This window comes from Campylobacter sp. BCW_6877 (assembly GCF_001762445.1).
Lineage (GTDB): Bacteria > Campylobacterota > Campylobacteria > Campylobacterales > Campylobacteraceae > Campylobacter_D > Campylobacter_D jejuni.
Genome location: NZ_MJWW01000037.1, coordinates 1 through 15,292 on the forward strand (window position 1 = coordinate 1; position 15,292 = coordinate 15,292).

13 protein-coding genes and 5 pseudogenes are annotated in these 15,292 nt (G+C 27.9%); 10 read left to right on the top strand and 8 right to left on the bottom strand.

From position 1 onward, the window contains the following. Positions 1–1,074 (bottom strand): cache domain-containing protein (locus tag AJ936_RS05135; protein ID WP_186820500.1); only part of this gene is annotated, 1,074 nt, incomplete at its 3' end. 223 nt (positions 1,075–1,297) lie between these two features. Between AJ936_RS05135 and AJ936_RS05140 the strand changes: the two are divergent. The 5 genes and pseudogenes from AJ936_RS05140 to AJ936_RS05160 all read left to right on the top strand — a co-directional run bounded on the left by AJ936_RS05140 (position 1,298) and on the right by AJ936_RS05160 (position 5,496). Continuing rightward, a pseudogene (locus tag AJ936_RS05140) lies at positions 1,298–1,722 on the top strand (MerR family transcriptional regulator). A 149-nt stretch (positions 1,723–1,871) separates the two neighbouring features. Beyond that, on the top strand, positions 1,872–2,825 hold the full coding sequence (locus AJ936_RS05145) for an aldo/keto reductase (protein WP_250606953.1): 954 nt from the start codon (positions 1,872–1,874) through the stop codon (positions 2,823–2,825). A 58-nt stretch (positions 2,826–2,883) separates the two neighbouring features. Then, complete coding sequence (locus AJ936_RS05150) at positions 2,884–3,303, top strand: cupin domain-containing protein (RefSeq protein WP_070247970.1); 420 nt, start codon at positions 2,884–2,886, stop codon at positions 3,301–3,303. Between the two features lie 106 nt (positions 3,304–3,409). Continuing rightward, a complete protein-coding gene (locus AJ936_RS05155) occupies positions 3,410–4,165 on the top strand; it encodes a carboxymuconolactone decarboxylase family protein (protein ID WP_070274148.1) in 756 nt (251 codons plus the stop codon). 311 nt (positions 4,166–4,476) lie between these two features. After that, positions 4,477–5,496 (top strand): hypothetical protein, encoded by a 1,020-nt coding sequence (locus AJ936_RS05160; RefSeq protein WP_250606955.1) that lies wholly within the window; start codon positions 4,477–4,479, stop codon positions 5,494–5,496. A gap of 152 nt (positions 5,497–5,648) precedes the next feature. On the opposite strand, the gene AJ936_RS05165 is transcribed toward AJ936_RS05160, so the two are convergent. Beyond that, positions 5,649–6,527: an aminoglycoside 6-adenylyltransferase gene (locus AJ936_RS05165; protein WP_070274150.1), complete on the bottom strand. Its 879-nt coding sequence runs from the start codon at positions 6,525–6,527 to the stop codon at positions 5,649–5,651. A gap of 440 nt (positions 6,528–6,967) precedes the next feature. Here AJ936_RS05165 and AJ936_RS05170 point away from each other — a divergent pair, with 440 nt between their 5' ends. Further along, a complete protein-coding gene (locus AJ936_RS05170; RefSeq protein WP_044780392.1) occupies positions 6,968–8,044 on the top strand; it encodes an NAD(P)-dependent alcohol dehydrogenase in 1,077 nt (358 codons plus the stop codon). Position 8,045: 1 nt separating this feature from the next. On the opposite strand, the gene AJ936_RS05175 is transcribed toward AJ936_RS05170, so the two are convergent. Together AJ936_RS05175 and rrpA are read right to left on the bottom strand one after the other, a co-directional pair. After that, positions 8,046–8,495, bottom strand: coding sequence for a lipocalin family protein (locus tag AJ936_RS05175; RefSeq protein ID WP_044794443.1), 450 nt, complete (start codon positions 8,493–8,495; stop codon positions 8,046–8,048). Further along, positions 8,483–8,829, bottom strand: a pseudogene (rrpA, locus tag AJ936_RS05180) (MarR family transcription factor RrpA). Before rrpA ends, AJ936_RS05175 begins: the two are co-directional and overlap by 13 nt. A 99-nt stretch (positions 8,830–8,928) precedes the next feature. Between rrpA and AJ936_RS05185 the strand changes: the two are divergent. Next, positions 8,929–9,507 carry an NAD(P)H-dependent oxidoreductase gene (locus AJ936_RS05185; protein ID WP_070210376.1) on the top strand — a complete coding sequence of 193 codons (579 nt, stop codon included), beginning with the start codon at positions 8,929–8,931 and terminating at the stop codon, positions 9,505–9,507. Positions 9,508–9,539: 32 nt separating this feature from the next. Beyond that, the gene (locus AJ936_RS05190; protein ID WP_070274151.1) at positions 9,540–10,436 is read left to right on the top strand and encodes a DMT family transporter; all 897 of its coding nucleotides are present in this window, start codon (positions 9,540–9,542) and stop codon (positions 10,434–10,436) included. Here the strand turns inward: AJ936_RS05190 and AJ936_RS05195 are convergent. The 4 genes and pseudogenes from AJ936_RS05195 to tupA all read right to left on the bottom strand — a co-directional run. After that, positions 10,422–11,244: pseudogene (locus AJ936_RS05195) on the bottom strand (biotin-dependent carboxyltransferase family protein); the annotation flags it as partial. The gene AJ936_RS05190 and the pseudogene AJ936_RS05195 sit on opposite strands and share 15 nt — an antisense overlap. After that, a pseudogene (locus AJ936_RS10350) lies at positions 11,230–11,949 on the bottom strand (5-oxoprolinase subunit B family protein); the annotation flags it as partial. The pseudogenes AJ936_RS10350 and AJ936_RS05195, both read right to left, overlap by 15 nt. A gap of 9 nt (positions 11,950–11,958) precedes the next feature. Next, positions 11,959–12,521: pseudogene (locus AJ936_RS05205) on the bottom strand (5-oxoprolinase subunit PxpA). A gap of 139 nt (positions 12,522–12,660) precedes the next feature. Then, complete coding sequence (tupA, locus tag AJ936_RS05210; RefSeq protein ID WP_002862184.1) at positions 12,661–13,470, bottom strand: tungstate ABC transporter substrate-binding protein TupA; 810 nt, start codon at positions 13,468–13,470, stop codon at positions 12,661–12,663. A 78-nt stretch (positions 13,471–13,548) separates the two neighbouring features. On the opposite strand from tupA, the gene tupB reads away from it, so the two are divergent. Together tupB and tupC are read left to right on the top strand one after the other, a co-directional pair. Further along, a complete protein-coding gene (tupB, locus tag AJ936_RS05215) occupies positions 13,549–14,235 on the top strand; it encodes a tungstate ABC transporter permease TupB (protein ID WP_002871132.1) in 687 nt (228 codons plus the stop codon). Position 14,236: 1 nt separating this feature from the next. Further along, complete coding sequence (gene tupC, locus AJ936_RS05220; RefSeq protein WP_044778913.1) at positions 14,237–15,232, top strand: tungstate ABC transporter ATP-binding protein TupC; 996 nt, start codon at positions 14,237–14,239, stop codon at positions 15,230–15,232. Positions 15,233–15,292: the final 60 nt, after the last annotated feature.

The following is a 15,292-nucleotide window of genomic DNA, read 5'->3' on the forward strand; positions in this document are numbered from 1 at the left end:
ACCTTTTTTAGTAGCAAGGATGTTTTCGTTGATAGCACTTGAGATTTGTCCAAATTCATCATTACTTTTTACTTCTATAGTAGAAACATTTTTTGTTTTATGATTGATGAAGTCAAAGAATGAAGTTAAACCTGTTTGGATAGCTGCAAGTGGAGAGAGGTATTTTGATACGATGAAATAAAGGAGGATGACGCTAAATACTACCACAATAATGACAACAATAGCTTGAATAAATGCAGCTTTATGAATAGGTCCGTTTATAATATCAGCACTTTCAGTAATACAAGCTGTATAAGCAAGAACTTTAGTACAAGTTCCAAGTCTTTCTTTTCCATCAAGTTTATAAGTAAAAAAATTATTATCTCCATTAGCCTTATATGCATTTAAAACAGGAGAATGATCAATAGATGGATTTAATAATTCTTTATTGGTTGCAGCAAATATTTTATTTTTTTGATCAAATAAAAAAGTATTTCCAGGAGTTTTTGCAACTAAATTTTGTAAATTCTCTGATGGTATATCAACACCTAGCACTCCTATGATTTTACCATCTTTATAAATAGCTTTAGAATATGTTATTACATATTGTTTTAAATTTGTATCTAAATATGCTGGCGTAACAAAAATATCATTTGTTTTTAAAGCTTCTTTATACCAATCTTTTGTCTTTATATCTAAATCATCACGCAACTCAGGCATTTTTATGTCATTGGATCTTTGACTGAGTAGAACTTTTCCATTTGTTAAACCTAAATAAATATTTAATGCGTTTATGCTATGACGATAGTGTTTTAATATAGGACCGACATTGTTAATAATATTTTCTTCAGTATTTAAAGATTGATAAGGTAAACTTGTGATATCTTTTTCTAAGTTTTTAGTAAAAAATTGGTTTGTAGAACGGAAATTTTCAACTACAGATTGCGTGGCTTGAAGCAAGTCAGTTTGATTTTTAAGAGTGGTTTCATGTAATGAGGTTTTTGTGAAATAAAAACTTACAATACCTAGAACAATTAAGGCAAAAATTGCAATTAAATTTGCAATGAGAGAAAGTTTGATTTTTATACTATTCATTTTTTTCCTTTTTTTGTATTTATTTTTAAATTTAAAATTAAATCTAGTATTATTTTATCAAAAAATATAAAATATTTTTTGACTTTTATCTTGAAAATTTAAAAATTTAATTATATTAATTGAAAATTATATGTATTTTTCTAAAAAGTAGCATTAATATAAAATAATAAAATATTTAGTTAAAAATTGAATTGTATGAAATTTATATTTATAAAGGATTAGAATGGCTTATACGATCATAGAGGTAGAAAGAAAAACAGGAGTTTCTAGTAGAACACTTAGATTTTGGCTAGATAAAGGTTTATTTCCCTTTGTGGAAAAAGATAAAATGGAGTGCGTTATTTTAGTGAAAAAGATTTAGAATGGGTGATTTGGGTGGATTGTTATAGACAAATTGGCATGAGTATCGAGGATCTTAAAAGATATATTTTTTTATGTGCTAAGGGTAAAGATACGGCAAAAGAGAGATTAGAGATTATTTTAAAATTAAAAGAAAAAACACTAAAGGATATGAAAAAATTGGAGAATATTATAAAAAAACTTGATTTTAAAATAGATTATTATGAAAAAATGGTTATGGAAAATAAAGATGAGCTAAATCCTTTAAGTAAAGATTATATTAAACGAAAAAAACGAGTAAAAATTTAAAAATATTTAATTTTATTCTTGACTTACACCAGATGTTAGATTTTATACTTTTAATTAACATGATAGAAAAATGTTTTTAATAGTTAAGAACTATTAGTTTTTAATAAAAAATAAAAAAGGATAAAAATGCAAAAAGAAAATTAAGAAATTTGGAAGTAAGTGTCTTAGGACTTGGTTGTATGGGAATGAGCTTTAGTTATGGAGAAGCTAAAGATGAAAAAGAGATGATAACACTCATTCATGGGGCAAAGGATCTTGGTATTGATTTTTTTAATACAGCCGAAGTTTATGGTCCTTTTATTAATGAAGAATTAGTAGGTAAAGCAATAAAACCTTTTAGAAATGAAGTGGTATTAGCAACAAAATTTGGTGTCAGGATTGAGGGTGCTAAGCAAATTGTCGATAGTACACTTAGTAAAATCAGACAAAGTCTAGAAGGTAGTTTGAAGCGTTTGCAAACTGATTGTATAGATCTTTATTATCAACACAGAGTTGATACAAATGTTCCAGTTGAAGAAGTTGCTAACTTAATGAGCGAGTTTTATAAGGAAGGAAAAATTAAAGCTTGGGGTATGAGTGAAGCAGGGGTGCAAAGTATTAAAAAAGCTCACGCAGTATTTCCGCTTAGTGCGGTTCAAAGTGAGTATTCTTTATGGTGGAGAGAACCAGAAAAAGAACTTTTAAAAGTTTTGGAAGAATTAAATATAGGTTTTGTTCCTTTTTCTCCTTTAGGAAAAGGATTTTTAGCAGGTAAATTTGATGCAAATTCTACTTTTGAAAATAATGACTTTAGATCACAAGTTCCACGTTTTAAAAGCGAGAATTTAAAAGCTAATTTGGATTTAGTTTATGCATTAGAAGATATAGCAAAAGCTAAAAATGCTACTTTAGCACAAATTGCTCTTGCTTGGGTTTTGGTGCAAAAAACATTTATTGTGCCTATTTTTGGAACAACAAATTTACGAAGGTTAGAAGAAAATATTAATGCTGTTAATATTGATTTTACTCAAGAAGAATTAAATCATTTAAAGAGTATTTTAGAAAAAATAATAATCAAAGGGGATCGGTATGCCGGTGAAGCAGCTCTTAGAGTTGGGAAATAAAAAGTTTGGTTTATTTCTTATTGTAATGGTTTTATGTAGTTTTGTTAAAGGAGTGTAAATGCAAGAACTTGAAAGTAAAGGAATTCATGGAAGTTTTAAAGGCGATAGTAAATTTTTTAGCAAAAATGTAAAAGTTTCTATGATGTTTAAATCAAATGAGTGGAGAAATTTTAGTGGAGCTTTGGTTGAATTTGAAGCCAGTGCTAGAAGTGCATGGCATACTCATCCTCAAGGACAAACCTTAATCGTAACAGAGGGTGAAATCATCACAAAAGTTCCAGGTCAAAAAGCCTTTATAGCCAAAAAAGGCGATGTGATAAGCTGTCCTATAGGAGTAAAGCATTTTCATGGTGCAACTAATACAAGTAGTGGAGCACACATAGCACTTACAGGTGAGAAAGAAGGTAAAAATGTAGAATGGCTTGAGCTTGTAAGCGATGAAGAATATGAAAATGCCTTAAAAGAAGCAAGAGAGTAAAGAAATTTGTAAATAAAACGCAAAAATTTTATAAAAACTTTTATGTTTTTGGAGTATTTTAAATGCTCTTTTTTCGCAAATTTTAAAAACCACAAAGGATAAAACCATGCAATTAAGACAAAAAGCAAGAGAAATTTTTGAAAAACTCTTAGGAGGAGCAAAAAAGGATCAACTTTTTGCAAGTGATAAAGAGTATTTTATCAATCACATAAATTTTACTTTTGGCGAGAGTTTTGTAAAAGCAAATTTGGATACACAAAAATATTTTTTAATCACCCTTGCTTCTACTTTAGCAGTAGGTGGAAAAATAGAGTTTAAAGCTTTACTTCAAGGTGCAATCAAGAACGATATAAGTCCTATTGTCATCAAAGAAGTGATTTATCAAGCTACGCCTTATGTGGGTTTTGCTAGAGTATGTGATTTTTTAAGTCTTTGTAATAAAGTATTTAAAAAACTAAATATCGCCTTATCTTTGACTTCACAAGACACTACTACGCAAGAAAATTGCACAATAAAAGGCAGGGAAATACAAAATGCTATTTTTGGTAAAGCCAATATCACTAAAATGATAGAAACTACCCCAGAAGATAAAGCTTTTATAAATGATTTTTTGAGTGCGAATTGTTTTGGAGATTATTATACACGCATGGGACTTGATCTAAAAACTAGGGAGCTTTTAACCCTTGTGTATCTTATCTCACTTGGTGGGCTAGATAATCAAGTAAAAGCCCATATACAAGGTAATCTTAACATGGGACAAAGTAGAAAAGATTTGCTAAATATCATTGCAGCTCTTATTCCTTATATTGGCTATCCAAGGGCTTTAAATGCAATTGCTGTGTTAGATAGCTTGACTTTATAATTTTTTATGTTAAAAATTTATGTTGCATTTTTATTGAATGAAAGGATTAAAAAATGGAATTTAAAACTTTATTAAATATAAAAGAAAAAAGATTACAAGAATGTCAAGAATTGATAAAAAAACTTGAAAAGGAAAGAAGCAATTATAAAATTACAAATTGTAAAAATATAAAAGAAATAAATATAAAATTAGAAAAATTGATAAAAAAAGAAATTTTATTTTTTGAAAATTTAGAATATGAAAAATTTAAAAATAATCCCCAAGAATTTGATGATTTAGAAGATGAAATTTATTTTTATTTTGATTTATATATGATAAATATTTCCAAACCAGAGTTAAAAGAGCTTGAGTTTAATTCTAAAGTTGAATTTAAAAAATATGAGGAACGTTATGAAATAAGAAAAGATAAAAAAGATTTTATTAAACTTTCAAAATCAATTTTGCAAACTTCAAAAGATTTATTTCAAGTTGCAATTTTGGCTGGATTTTCCATAATTATTTTTATACTCATTCTACATTTTTTGCAAACAAAAACCATTCCTTTTTTGGATAGCCAAAAGGCAACTGCTTTGGCGATTACAGGAGTTTTATTTGGAGGAATTTTTAGTTTTTTCTACATGGGAATATTTTCTTTTTCAAGAGAACTATATAAACAATATTTTAAAATACCAAAAAGAATCCTTTTTATAATTTATGTTGCTTCATCCATTATCACTTTTATCACATTACAGAAACCTAATATATTATTATTAATATCTATTGTTATTGTATTTATAGTTGCAAATGGTGCATTATATTTTTTTGGGAGAGAATATAGAATTTCATTAAATAAAATAGAAACTTTTATGCTACAAATCATATTAATATTTATTATGTATGTATCTATGTTCATTGTTAGTATTTTTATCATCATCAAATCTCAAGAAGTTAATTGTATTTATCTGGGTATTGGTCATTTAATTATTTTTATATTTTTTAGTCTTCAATTGTGTTTTAAAGACTTTAAAAGTTTTAAATTTTTTGTTTTGATTAACACTATTATCTTATTTTTATCTATTATGTTTTTAAATGAAAATATTACTTCTTATTTGAAAATAGGCAATTTTAAGGTAGAAGAAATGACACTAAGTAAAAATAAAATTGTAAAAAATAAATTATTAGATAATAATATCAGCTTTATTGAAAATGAAGAAGGTTTAAAAGTAAAAGATTTATATATTCTTTCAGATGCAAAAGATGTATATTATATACAAAGCAAAAAAGAAGAAAATAAGAAACTAAAAAAGTCATTTCTAATAGATAAAAAATATGTTTTAGATAAAGATTTTTGATAAAAAAGGAAAGTTAAAGTGCAAAGTATAAGTTAAAATATTTTACTTTAGTATAAATTGCACTTATTTTTAAATATATCAGTTTAAAAAAACTTAAAGACTATAAAAATGCGAAATAAAAGTAGTTTTTATTAAAGAAGAATAAAATAACTTTACAATTTTCTTAAAATTTTGCAATATTTTTTTACATTTTTTCGATAAGAAAAAAGCTTAAAGTCATTCTTTTTTGCTACAAATTTGGTGTTTTTGTGAAATAAATTTTCAAGCTTTTTTCTTGTTTTTTCAATTTGTTCAAGTGAAGTAGTATTAAAAGAATTTAAGATAATTTTTATTTCTTTTTGCTTTAAAAAATTTAGAATATCAGTATTTTGTTTACCTAGCCAAATTTCAAAACCAAATTTAAGTCCGACTTTAAAACTAAGCATATCAAAAAGTGTTTCACGCATAGAATTTAACAAATAATTTGACATTATAAATTGTTTTCTTAAAAGAGCTTTTTCTAATTTTGTAAAAGTAAAATAAAACTCATTGCATATTTCATCAAAATCTTTTTCTGTTGGTTTCTTAATGCAAAAAACATTCTCATTTTGAGTTTTCTTAAATCTTTGATCTTTATCTATAAGCGCTTTGCTTAAAGGTTCAAATTTATAATAATGTTTCAATGATTTTAAGGGGATAAATTTAAAGTCTATTCTCACTCCATTTTTAAAAATTACCAAAAAACTCACCCAATTTTTAGGCAAATCAGCTTTATAGAATTCAAAGCTTTCAGGCGCTTGATAAAATAAAATTTTTCCAAAATTTTTAATAAATTTAGGTAATTTTGCTTTTTTGATATCTTTGCTTTTGTTTAGGTTTAATAATTTTCTCAAATTTTTAGATTTTAGAAAAAATGAAATATCATAATCTTGATATTTATCCTTTTTAGCTTTCTTATTTACTCTTGAACCTTCAAGTGTTATAAGACGAATTTGTTTATAAATAAAAGCAATATTTTTAATTTTTTCTAAAATTCTTTTTTTGCTTTGCATCTAAAAATTCCTTTTTAAAAAATCTTAAAAGTTTTATATTTATATAATAATGATTTTTATCCATTTTGATATACTTTAAAAATATTAAATTTTCATAAATTTTTAATATTTTATTAAAAATTCTATCCTTGTTTAAGGATAAAAAAATAAAATCTCTAAGAAATCTTCGCTATAAAAATTTGTTTTATTTTATATATTCCATTCATTTAAATCGCCCCTTTATCACACAATTTCTTTATATTTAGAAGTAGCTTTGGTTGTATAAATTCTTTTATATTTTAAAATTTCTAAAGATTTTTAACATTATAAAAAAATACGTTAAAAAATCAAAAAATTTTAACACATCAAGTATTTTTCTAATTTTTAAAAAATTATTTTCTCTCTTGACTTATAGCTACTCTAATGTTTTATAATTATAAAAAATCAAAAAAGGAGCAAAAATGCAATACAAAATTTTAGAAAACAATCGCATTGCAAGTAAAGGTTATGCAATGCTTAGCAAGGATGCGAAATTTACACCCTTTGAATTTAGCCGCCACGCTATTGGTGATAATGATATTTTGATTAAAATCCTATATGCAGGTATTTGTCATAGCGATATTCACACTGCAAGAAGCGAGTGGGGAGAGGCTACTTATCCTTGTGTGCCTGGGCATGAGATAGCAGGAGAAGTGATTGCTGTGGGTAAAAATGTGAGTAAATTTAAAGTAGGAGATTACGCAGGGGTTGGTTGTATGGTAAATTCATGCGGTGAATGCGATGCTTGCAAACGCTCACAAGAGCAGTTTTGCGAAAATGGCAAAACCATCTTTACTTACAATAGTTGTGATGTATTTCACGGCAATGAAAACACTTATGGGGGCTACTCAAACAACATAGTTGTAAGTGAAAAATTTGCCATTTGTGTGCCAAAAAATGCACCGATGGATAAGGTTGCACCTTTGCTTTGTGCGGGCATTACCACTTACTCGCCTTTAAGATTTTCTAAGATAAAAGAAGGTTCAAGCGTTGCTATAGCAGGATTTGGCGGACTTGGTATGATGGCTGTAAAATACGCTGTTAAAATGGGTGCAAAGGTTAGCGTTTTTGCTAGAAATGAAAACAAAAAAGCCGATGCTTTGGCTATGGGTGTAAGCTCATTTTACACAAGCACTGATAAAAACGCCGTAAAAGAACGCTTTGATTTAATCATCTCAACCATTCCAACGCCTTATAATCCTGCAATTTATTTAGATTTGCTTAAATTTGGTGGCGAAATGGCTATAGTTGGCTTACCTCCTGTGGAAGATAAGGTAAATATAGGCATAAACGAGCTTGTGCATAAGGCAGGTAAGAAGGTTTATGGTTCGTTAATTGGCGGTATTGCTGAAACTCAAGAAATGCTTGATTTTTCTTTAAAACATGGAATTTATCCAGAAACCGAGCTTATTACCCCACAAGAAATCGATAAAGCTTATGAAAATCTAACCTCAGGAAAGGCTAAATTTCGCTATGTTATTGATATGACAAAAGAATAATTTAATACTTATTAAAAATCACATCGCTAATGTCAAATCCTCTTTGCTTAGCGATGTCTAAAAGCTCTTTTGTGCTTTTTTCATCTATTATATTTCTTGCTAAAATCCAAAGGTATTTTTTATCAGGGCTACCCACAATGGCAACTTTATACTCGCTATCAATAAAAATGATTTCATAATTTACCTTATTAAAAAGGTTCATAAAGATGTTAAATCTCACTGCTAATTGCCTATTTGAAACGATTTTTGCCTTGCCTTTTATACTTGAAATTTCATTTTCTTTACTGCAAAAATTCTCAATTTCTACATAAGGAACGCCATTTTTATATTTAAGCTCGTATTTTGCCTTTGAATTTAGGCAAGATTTTTGAAAAAAGGCGGGTTTTCTAGCCATTTCAAGCCATTCTCCCATATAATTTTGTAAAGAAAGTTCGCCAATTAATTCAAGCATTTTTTTCCCTTTTGTCTTTCTCGCCCCATTTGCACATAGCTTGTAAAATGGGAATTAAACTTTGTCCGCGTTTGGATAAGCTATATTCTACCTTGGGTGGAATTTGAGCGTATTCTTTTCTGATAATTAAACCATCATTTTCTAGTTCTCTTAAGGTATTGGTTAAAGTTTTAAAAGATATGGAGCTTAAAAAGCGTTTGAGTTCATTATAACGCACGATTTCATAGCGAAATAAGCAGTATAAAATACTCATTTTATATTTTCCATTAATTAATGCTAGAGTATAGTTAAATCCACATTCTTCGAAATTGCACTGAGAATTCTCTTTAGTCATTTAACATTCCTTTAGTATAGTATCTTACTTTATTTTCTGTATTGAAAATGACATCATGTTAAGTTATAATTGTATCATAAAATTTAAAAAAGGATAAAAATGAAAAATATACTCTTGCTTAATGGCGCTAAAGAATTTGGAAATTCAAAAGGACAGCTTAATTTAACATTGCATAATCATGCTTTAGAAATTTTAAAAATACTAGGATATGAAGTAGATCAAACTCACATAGATCAAGGATATGATCCTAAAGAAGAGATACAAAAATTTATAAAAGCTGATGTTGTGATCTATCAAATGCCAACTTGGTGGATGGGCGAGCCTTGGATAGTTAAAAAATATATCGATGAAGTGTTTGGTTTGGGTGCTGGAGTGCTTTTTAAAAATGATGGAAGAACTCATGAAAATCCTAGTAAAAACTACGGAAAAGGTGGTTTAGATCATGGCAAAAAATACATGTTTTCTCTCACTTGGAATGCACCTCTTGAAGCCTTTAATGATAAAAATGAATTTTTTGAAGGAAAGGGTGTAGATATGGTGTATTGGCATTTGCATAAGGCTCATGAATTTATAGGTATGAAAGCTTTACCAACTTTTATGTGTAATGATGTGGTAAAAAATCCTCAAGTGGAAAAATATCTAAACGAGTATGAACTACACTTGAAAAAAATTTTTTAAAAAATTTGACTTAAAAATTTCAAGGTGTAACATTGACTCGAACAAAGTATTTGTATATCTTGCTTGTTTTAGCTATGTTTTTATGGAGCTCATCTTGGTCTACTTCTAAGATTTTATCAGCTTATGCTGATACTTCTGTGATTACTTTTTGGCGTTTTTTCTTTGTTTTGCTAGGTTCTTTGATGGTATTAGGCTTTTTAAGAATTCCTTTAAGGCTTGAAAAATCTATTTTAAAATGGGTGCTGATAGCAGGAATTTTAAATGGGCTTTATACTTTTGTATTTTTTATTGCCATTAAGCATGGTTTAGCTGGAAAAGGCGGTGTTTTGGTTACAACTATGATTCCTATTTTTTCTTATTTGATATTTATGATAGCAATATTATTTCAAAAAGATAAAAAATCAACTCACAAGATCACAAAGAGTGAAATTCTAGGCTTATTTTTAGGTTTATTATCTGGATTTTGTTTGTTAAATTTAGGGAGTTTAGAAGATTTATTTGGTAAATTTAATATTTTATTTTTAACTTGTTCTTTTATTTGGGCTTTGATAGCAGTGTTTAATCATAAAGCCAAAGGAGCTCACCCTTTGGCGATTAACTTTTATATTAATCTCATTTCTGTTTTAATGTTTTCTTGGGTATTGTTTGATGTAAAAAGTTATGAAATTTTTCATTTTGAATTTAAATTTTGGATCAGTATGTTTGTTGTGGCTTTTTTATCAACTATTATAGGTACTAGTATTTATTATTATGGGATTCACATTTTAGGGAGTGTTAAGGCAAATTCTTTTGTTTTAATCACTCCTGCTAGTGCTTTAATTTGTAGTTATTTTATACTAGATGAGGTGCCAAATGCACTTACCTTGTTAGGTTGTGCCTTGGCTATAGGTGCTATATATTTTATCAATATTTATGGCAAAAAAGCTTAGATCATTTTCTATAACCGTGGCTATTTTTGTATAGTCTCCTGTGCTTTGTCCTACTGCCATTAAAATGATAGGAATACCACTTTTTGGTACCTGTATGCTTCCAAAAACTGCAGGATCTGAAATAATATCTGTTGAGTTTTTATGCTCTATACTTTTGCTAGATTCTGTATAAATCACCATTCTATCACACTTTATAACTAGTATTTAAAAAAGCATCTATGCCTTTTTGAGTAAAAACATCTTTATTTGTTCCTAAAATAACGCGTATAATAGGATCTTTTGAGCTTTTAAAAATAGGATTTTCACATTCTCTAGCTTCTAAATTAAAAGGTATAAAAGTATTATGAGTATTTAAAATATCATCTTTTTGCAAAGCTCTTCCTTTAAAAATTCCAATTCTCATTTTAGCATCGCTGGATTTAGAGTTTAAAAAACTTTTTACTTCAAAGCTACCTGCTACGCATAAATACCCACGAAAACCTATTTTTGCTAAACCAAGTTCTAAAATATCGCCTTTATTTGCTTTATATACCTTGCAAGTTTTTATTTTTTGATTATTAAGCTTTGCCTCAAATTCAGCCCCACTTAAAACAAAATAATTCTCATCTAAAAATTTATATTTTCCACCCTTTAAATAAAGCTCAATTCCTGCTTCATCTTGTTTGTTTCCAAGTAAGATATTTGTCATTCTTAAGGCATCTTCATCCATAGCCCCACTTCTTGCTATGCCAAATTTAGCAAATTTTTTTCTACCAAAGTCTTGCAAACTCGAATTTATAAATGCTTCAATGATTTTATACTCATAAATTTCCTTTTGATAGATTTTTTAGCAACTTGCTCTTGGAACTCAAAAAATTCATCTTTTGAAATGGCTTTAAATTTTAAAAACATACCCGCTTTTAAAAGAGTGGAATTTTTTCATCTTCTTTATCAAAAAATTCCAAAGATGTTCTAGCAATGATTTACCAATCCCCTGGACTTGAAATAAGATAAACTCCTGTTTGTTTATTGGCTATACCTACACTTCCAGCTTCTATTTTTGCTCTAGGGCTTGAAAGGCGTGGGGTAAAAAGTTTTTTGTCCAAACCTCCAAGATAAGGAAAACCTGCCAAACCTAGCATAAAAACAAGATAGTAAGGCTTAGTGTGAAGAGATATAAGTTCTTCTTTTTAAATTTGATTGAAATTCTAAATCCAGTCCAAATTCTTCATCATAACAAAGTGGAACTTCTATACAAAGACTTGAGTTTTGCTCCGTAAGTTTAATATCCTTTTTAATTTTTTTCAAAAAATCAAGCAAAGAATTTAAAGAAAGTATACAAGGATTAAAGTATATAAGCAAGCTTGCATAAGTACTTATCAACTCATCAATACCATAAAATTTCACCTTCTTTTAGGGCTTTTTGTATCCTTTGTTTCGTGCTTAAAACATAAGCATTGATTTGAGGTGAAATTTCTTGTTTAATAAAAAGCAAAAGCAAAGCCTTGCTTCCACTAAAATGCACACTAAACATTGTTAAAACCTATATAAAATTTTCCAAAGCACAAATTTGAATTTGTTCTTTTTCTAAATTTTCTTTGATTTTTTTAACAAATTCTAAAGCTTTTACATTATCCCTATGAACGCAAATACTATCCGCTTTTAAATCAATTTCTTTGCCATTTATGCTTGTAACTTTGCCTTCTTTTATCATTTTTACAACGCGTTTATCGCTAAATTTTTATCAATAGCTGCTATATTATAAAGTGTGCCATAAGCTTTAAAATGCTGTATTTTCATACCTTTTGTCTTAGTAAAGCCAAAGCTCCTAGTTGATACAAGGCATGGTTTTTGACTTCTTCAAAGCTTATTTGCATATTGCGTCTTCCAAAACCCAAAAGATCAGGATAAGATGGGTGTGCTCCTATGCAAACACCATTTTGCTTGGCTAAATTTAAGGTCTTATCCATTACACAAGGATCACCCGCATGAAAGCCACAGGCGACATTTGCTGAGCTTACAAATTTTAAAATTTTTTTCATCCATTCCCATTTTATAGGTGTCAAAACTTTCCTCTAAATCACTATTTAAATCTACTTTGAACATTATTTGACCTTGTATATTTAATTATTGATTTTATTGTATCTAAAGAAGAATTTTAAATAAGCTGAAAGTTTTGAAAAATAAATAAAAAAGTTACAATAAGTAAAAATAATATTTTAAGCAGGCTAAAACCTGCTTAATTTTAATCTTTCCTTGTTTTTGCATCAACTACGAATAAAGGTTTATAGAGCAGTTTAAATCCGCTAATAAAACTTAAAGTATCGTCACTTGTAAGCCAATTGATAAATTTTTTAGCTTCAGTATAATTAACATTTTTGCAATGTTTAGGATTTGTTGCTATAACAGAATAAAAATTTTTAAGGCTATCATTACCTTCATTTACAATGACTAAACTTGGATTTCCTTTTTCACTGGCTTCATATTTGATATAAGTGCCACGATCAGTTAAAATCACACCTTTTTTTTCTTCAGCGATTTTAATGCTTGCTAGCATACCTTGTCCACTTTGTTGATACCAGTTTTCTTTTTCAGGCACACCACCAAGATCTTTCCAAAGACTTTTTTCTTTATTATCAGTACCCGATTTATCGCCTCTTGAGATGAAAGTGAGTTTTTCATTTTTGATAAGTTCTAAACTTTCTTTTAAATTTTTGCCTTTAAATTTAGAAGCTATTGATTTATCCGCAATGATGATAAAATCATTATACATCACAGGGGTTCTATCCACGCCAAAACCTTTTTTTATAAATTCTTTTTCTGCTTTTGGAGAGTGTACAAAAAGTACATCAGCATTGCAATCTTCACCCATTTTTAAAGCCGCACCTGTTCCTACTGCAACCCATTTTAAGGTATTGCCGCTTTCTTGTTCATAAAGAGGCTTTAGAGCATCTAAAAGTCCTGTATTGTCAGTGCTTGTTGTGGTTGCCATTTTAAGTTCTGCTGCACTTGCACTTAAAGCTAAAGCAAGGGCTAAAGAAATGATTTTTTTCATTTTTTCTCCTTATAAATTTACATAAAAAAATATTTTAGCATAATTATGCTAAAATTACTTATTTTAAAAAGGATATTTTTGGATTATATTTTTGATGGTTTTAAACAAGCTTTATTTTTACTTTTTAATGCTGATGAAAGTGTAATTTCAGCTATAAAAACTACACTTTTAAGCTCAAGTATTTCTATAGTTTTAGCTTTGCTCATAGGTTTTCCTTTGGGATTTATTTTAGGCTTTTTTGATTTTAAATTTAAACGCTTTATAAAACTTATCATAGATACTAGCCTTTCTTTTCCAACAGTTGCGGTAGGACTTATACTTTATGCACTGATTTCAAGTCGAGGACCTTTGGGAGAATTTGGACTACTTTTTACTATAAAGGCTTTAATTTTAGGGCAGTTTATTTTAGCACTTCCTATAGTGATCGCACTTTTTTCAAATTTGATAGAAAATATGAATAAAAAACATTTTTTACTTATAAAATCTTTTCACCTAAGTCCTTTAAAACTTGTTTTAATGATGATTTATGAATTACGCTTTGCTTTGATTAGCGTCGTTGCACTAGCTTATGGACGCATTGTAGCAGAAGTAGGAGTAGCGATGATAGTGGGTGGAAATATTAAATACGACACTAGAACCATAACCACGGCTATTTCTCTTGAAACCAACAAAGGCGAATTTGCTAGTGGTATAGCTTTGGCTTTGGTTTTAATTCTCATTGCCTTTTGTTTAAATTTCATTACACACAAACTTAAAAGAACATAAAATGATAGAAATTTCTAATCTTTTTTTCAACTATCAAAACAAAGAAGTTTTAAAAATTAAAAATTTAAAACTTGATACAAGTAAAATTAGCATCTTAATGGGAACGAATGGAAGTGGAAAATCTACATTTTTAAGAATATTAAAATTTTTAGAAGGAGATTTTTCAAAAAATATTTCTTATTTTGGAAATTTTAAACTTAATAATAAACAAAAGCGTGAAATTTATTTGCTTTTTCCAGAGCCTATTTTGTTAAATCGTAGCGTAAGGGCAAATTTTTTATTTACTTTAAAAACTTATGGGATTAAAGAAGATATCGAAGAACGTATAAAAGAAAGTTTGATGTTTTTAAATTTAGATGAAAGTCTTTTAAGTAAATATCCTAATGAACTTTCATCAGGACAAAGTCAAAAAATAGCTTTTGCTATAGCTTTAAGCGTAAGAGCGAAGTATTATTTACTTGATGAACCGAGTGCTTTTTTGGATAAAAATACTACGCTTTTATTTAAAAAAGCTATTCTTAAAATGCACGAAAATTTCAATACAGGTTTTTTAATCGCAAGCCATGATAAACATTTTTTAGATTCTTTGGCTCAAAAAAAACTTTATTTACACAGTGGAGAAATTTTAGAATTTGAAAATACTAATGTTTTTGAGCTAGAAAATCAAGGTGTAAAATTTTGTAATTTTATAGATTTTAGTAATTGTAAAAAATATAAAGATTTTAAAAAACCTCCAAGTAAAATTGCGATTGATCCTTATAAAATTTCTTTTTTTAATTCTAAAAATATCCCAAAAAATAATTATGAGTTTATTTTAGAAAAATGTTATATTATAGCACTTAGAAGTAGGAAAAGTGATGTTTTTATAAGGGTAAGTTGTATGGATAAAATTTTAGAATTTGCTTTAGAAAAACAAGAATTTTTAAAATTCGATTTAAAATTATACAAAGAACTCAGTCTTTATTTTTATGAAGATGCAATATGTTTCTTAAATTAACATACATTATAAAATTTAAATAAAATATTACAAATATTCTCATTTTTTATAAAATTTATC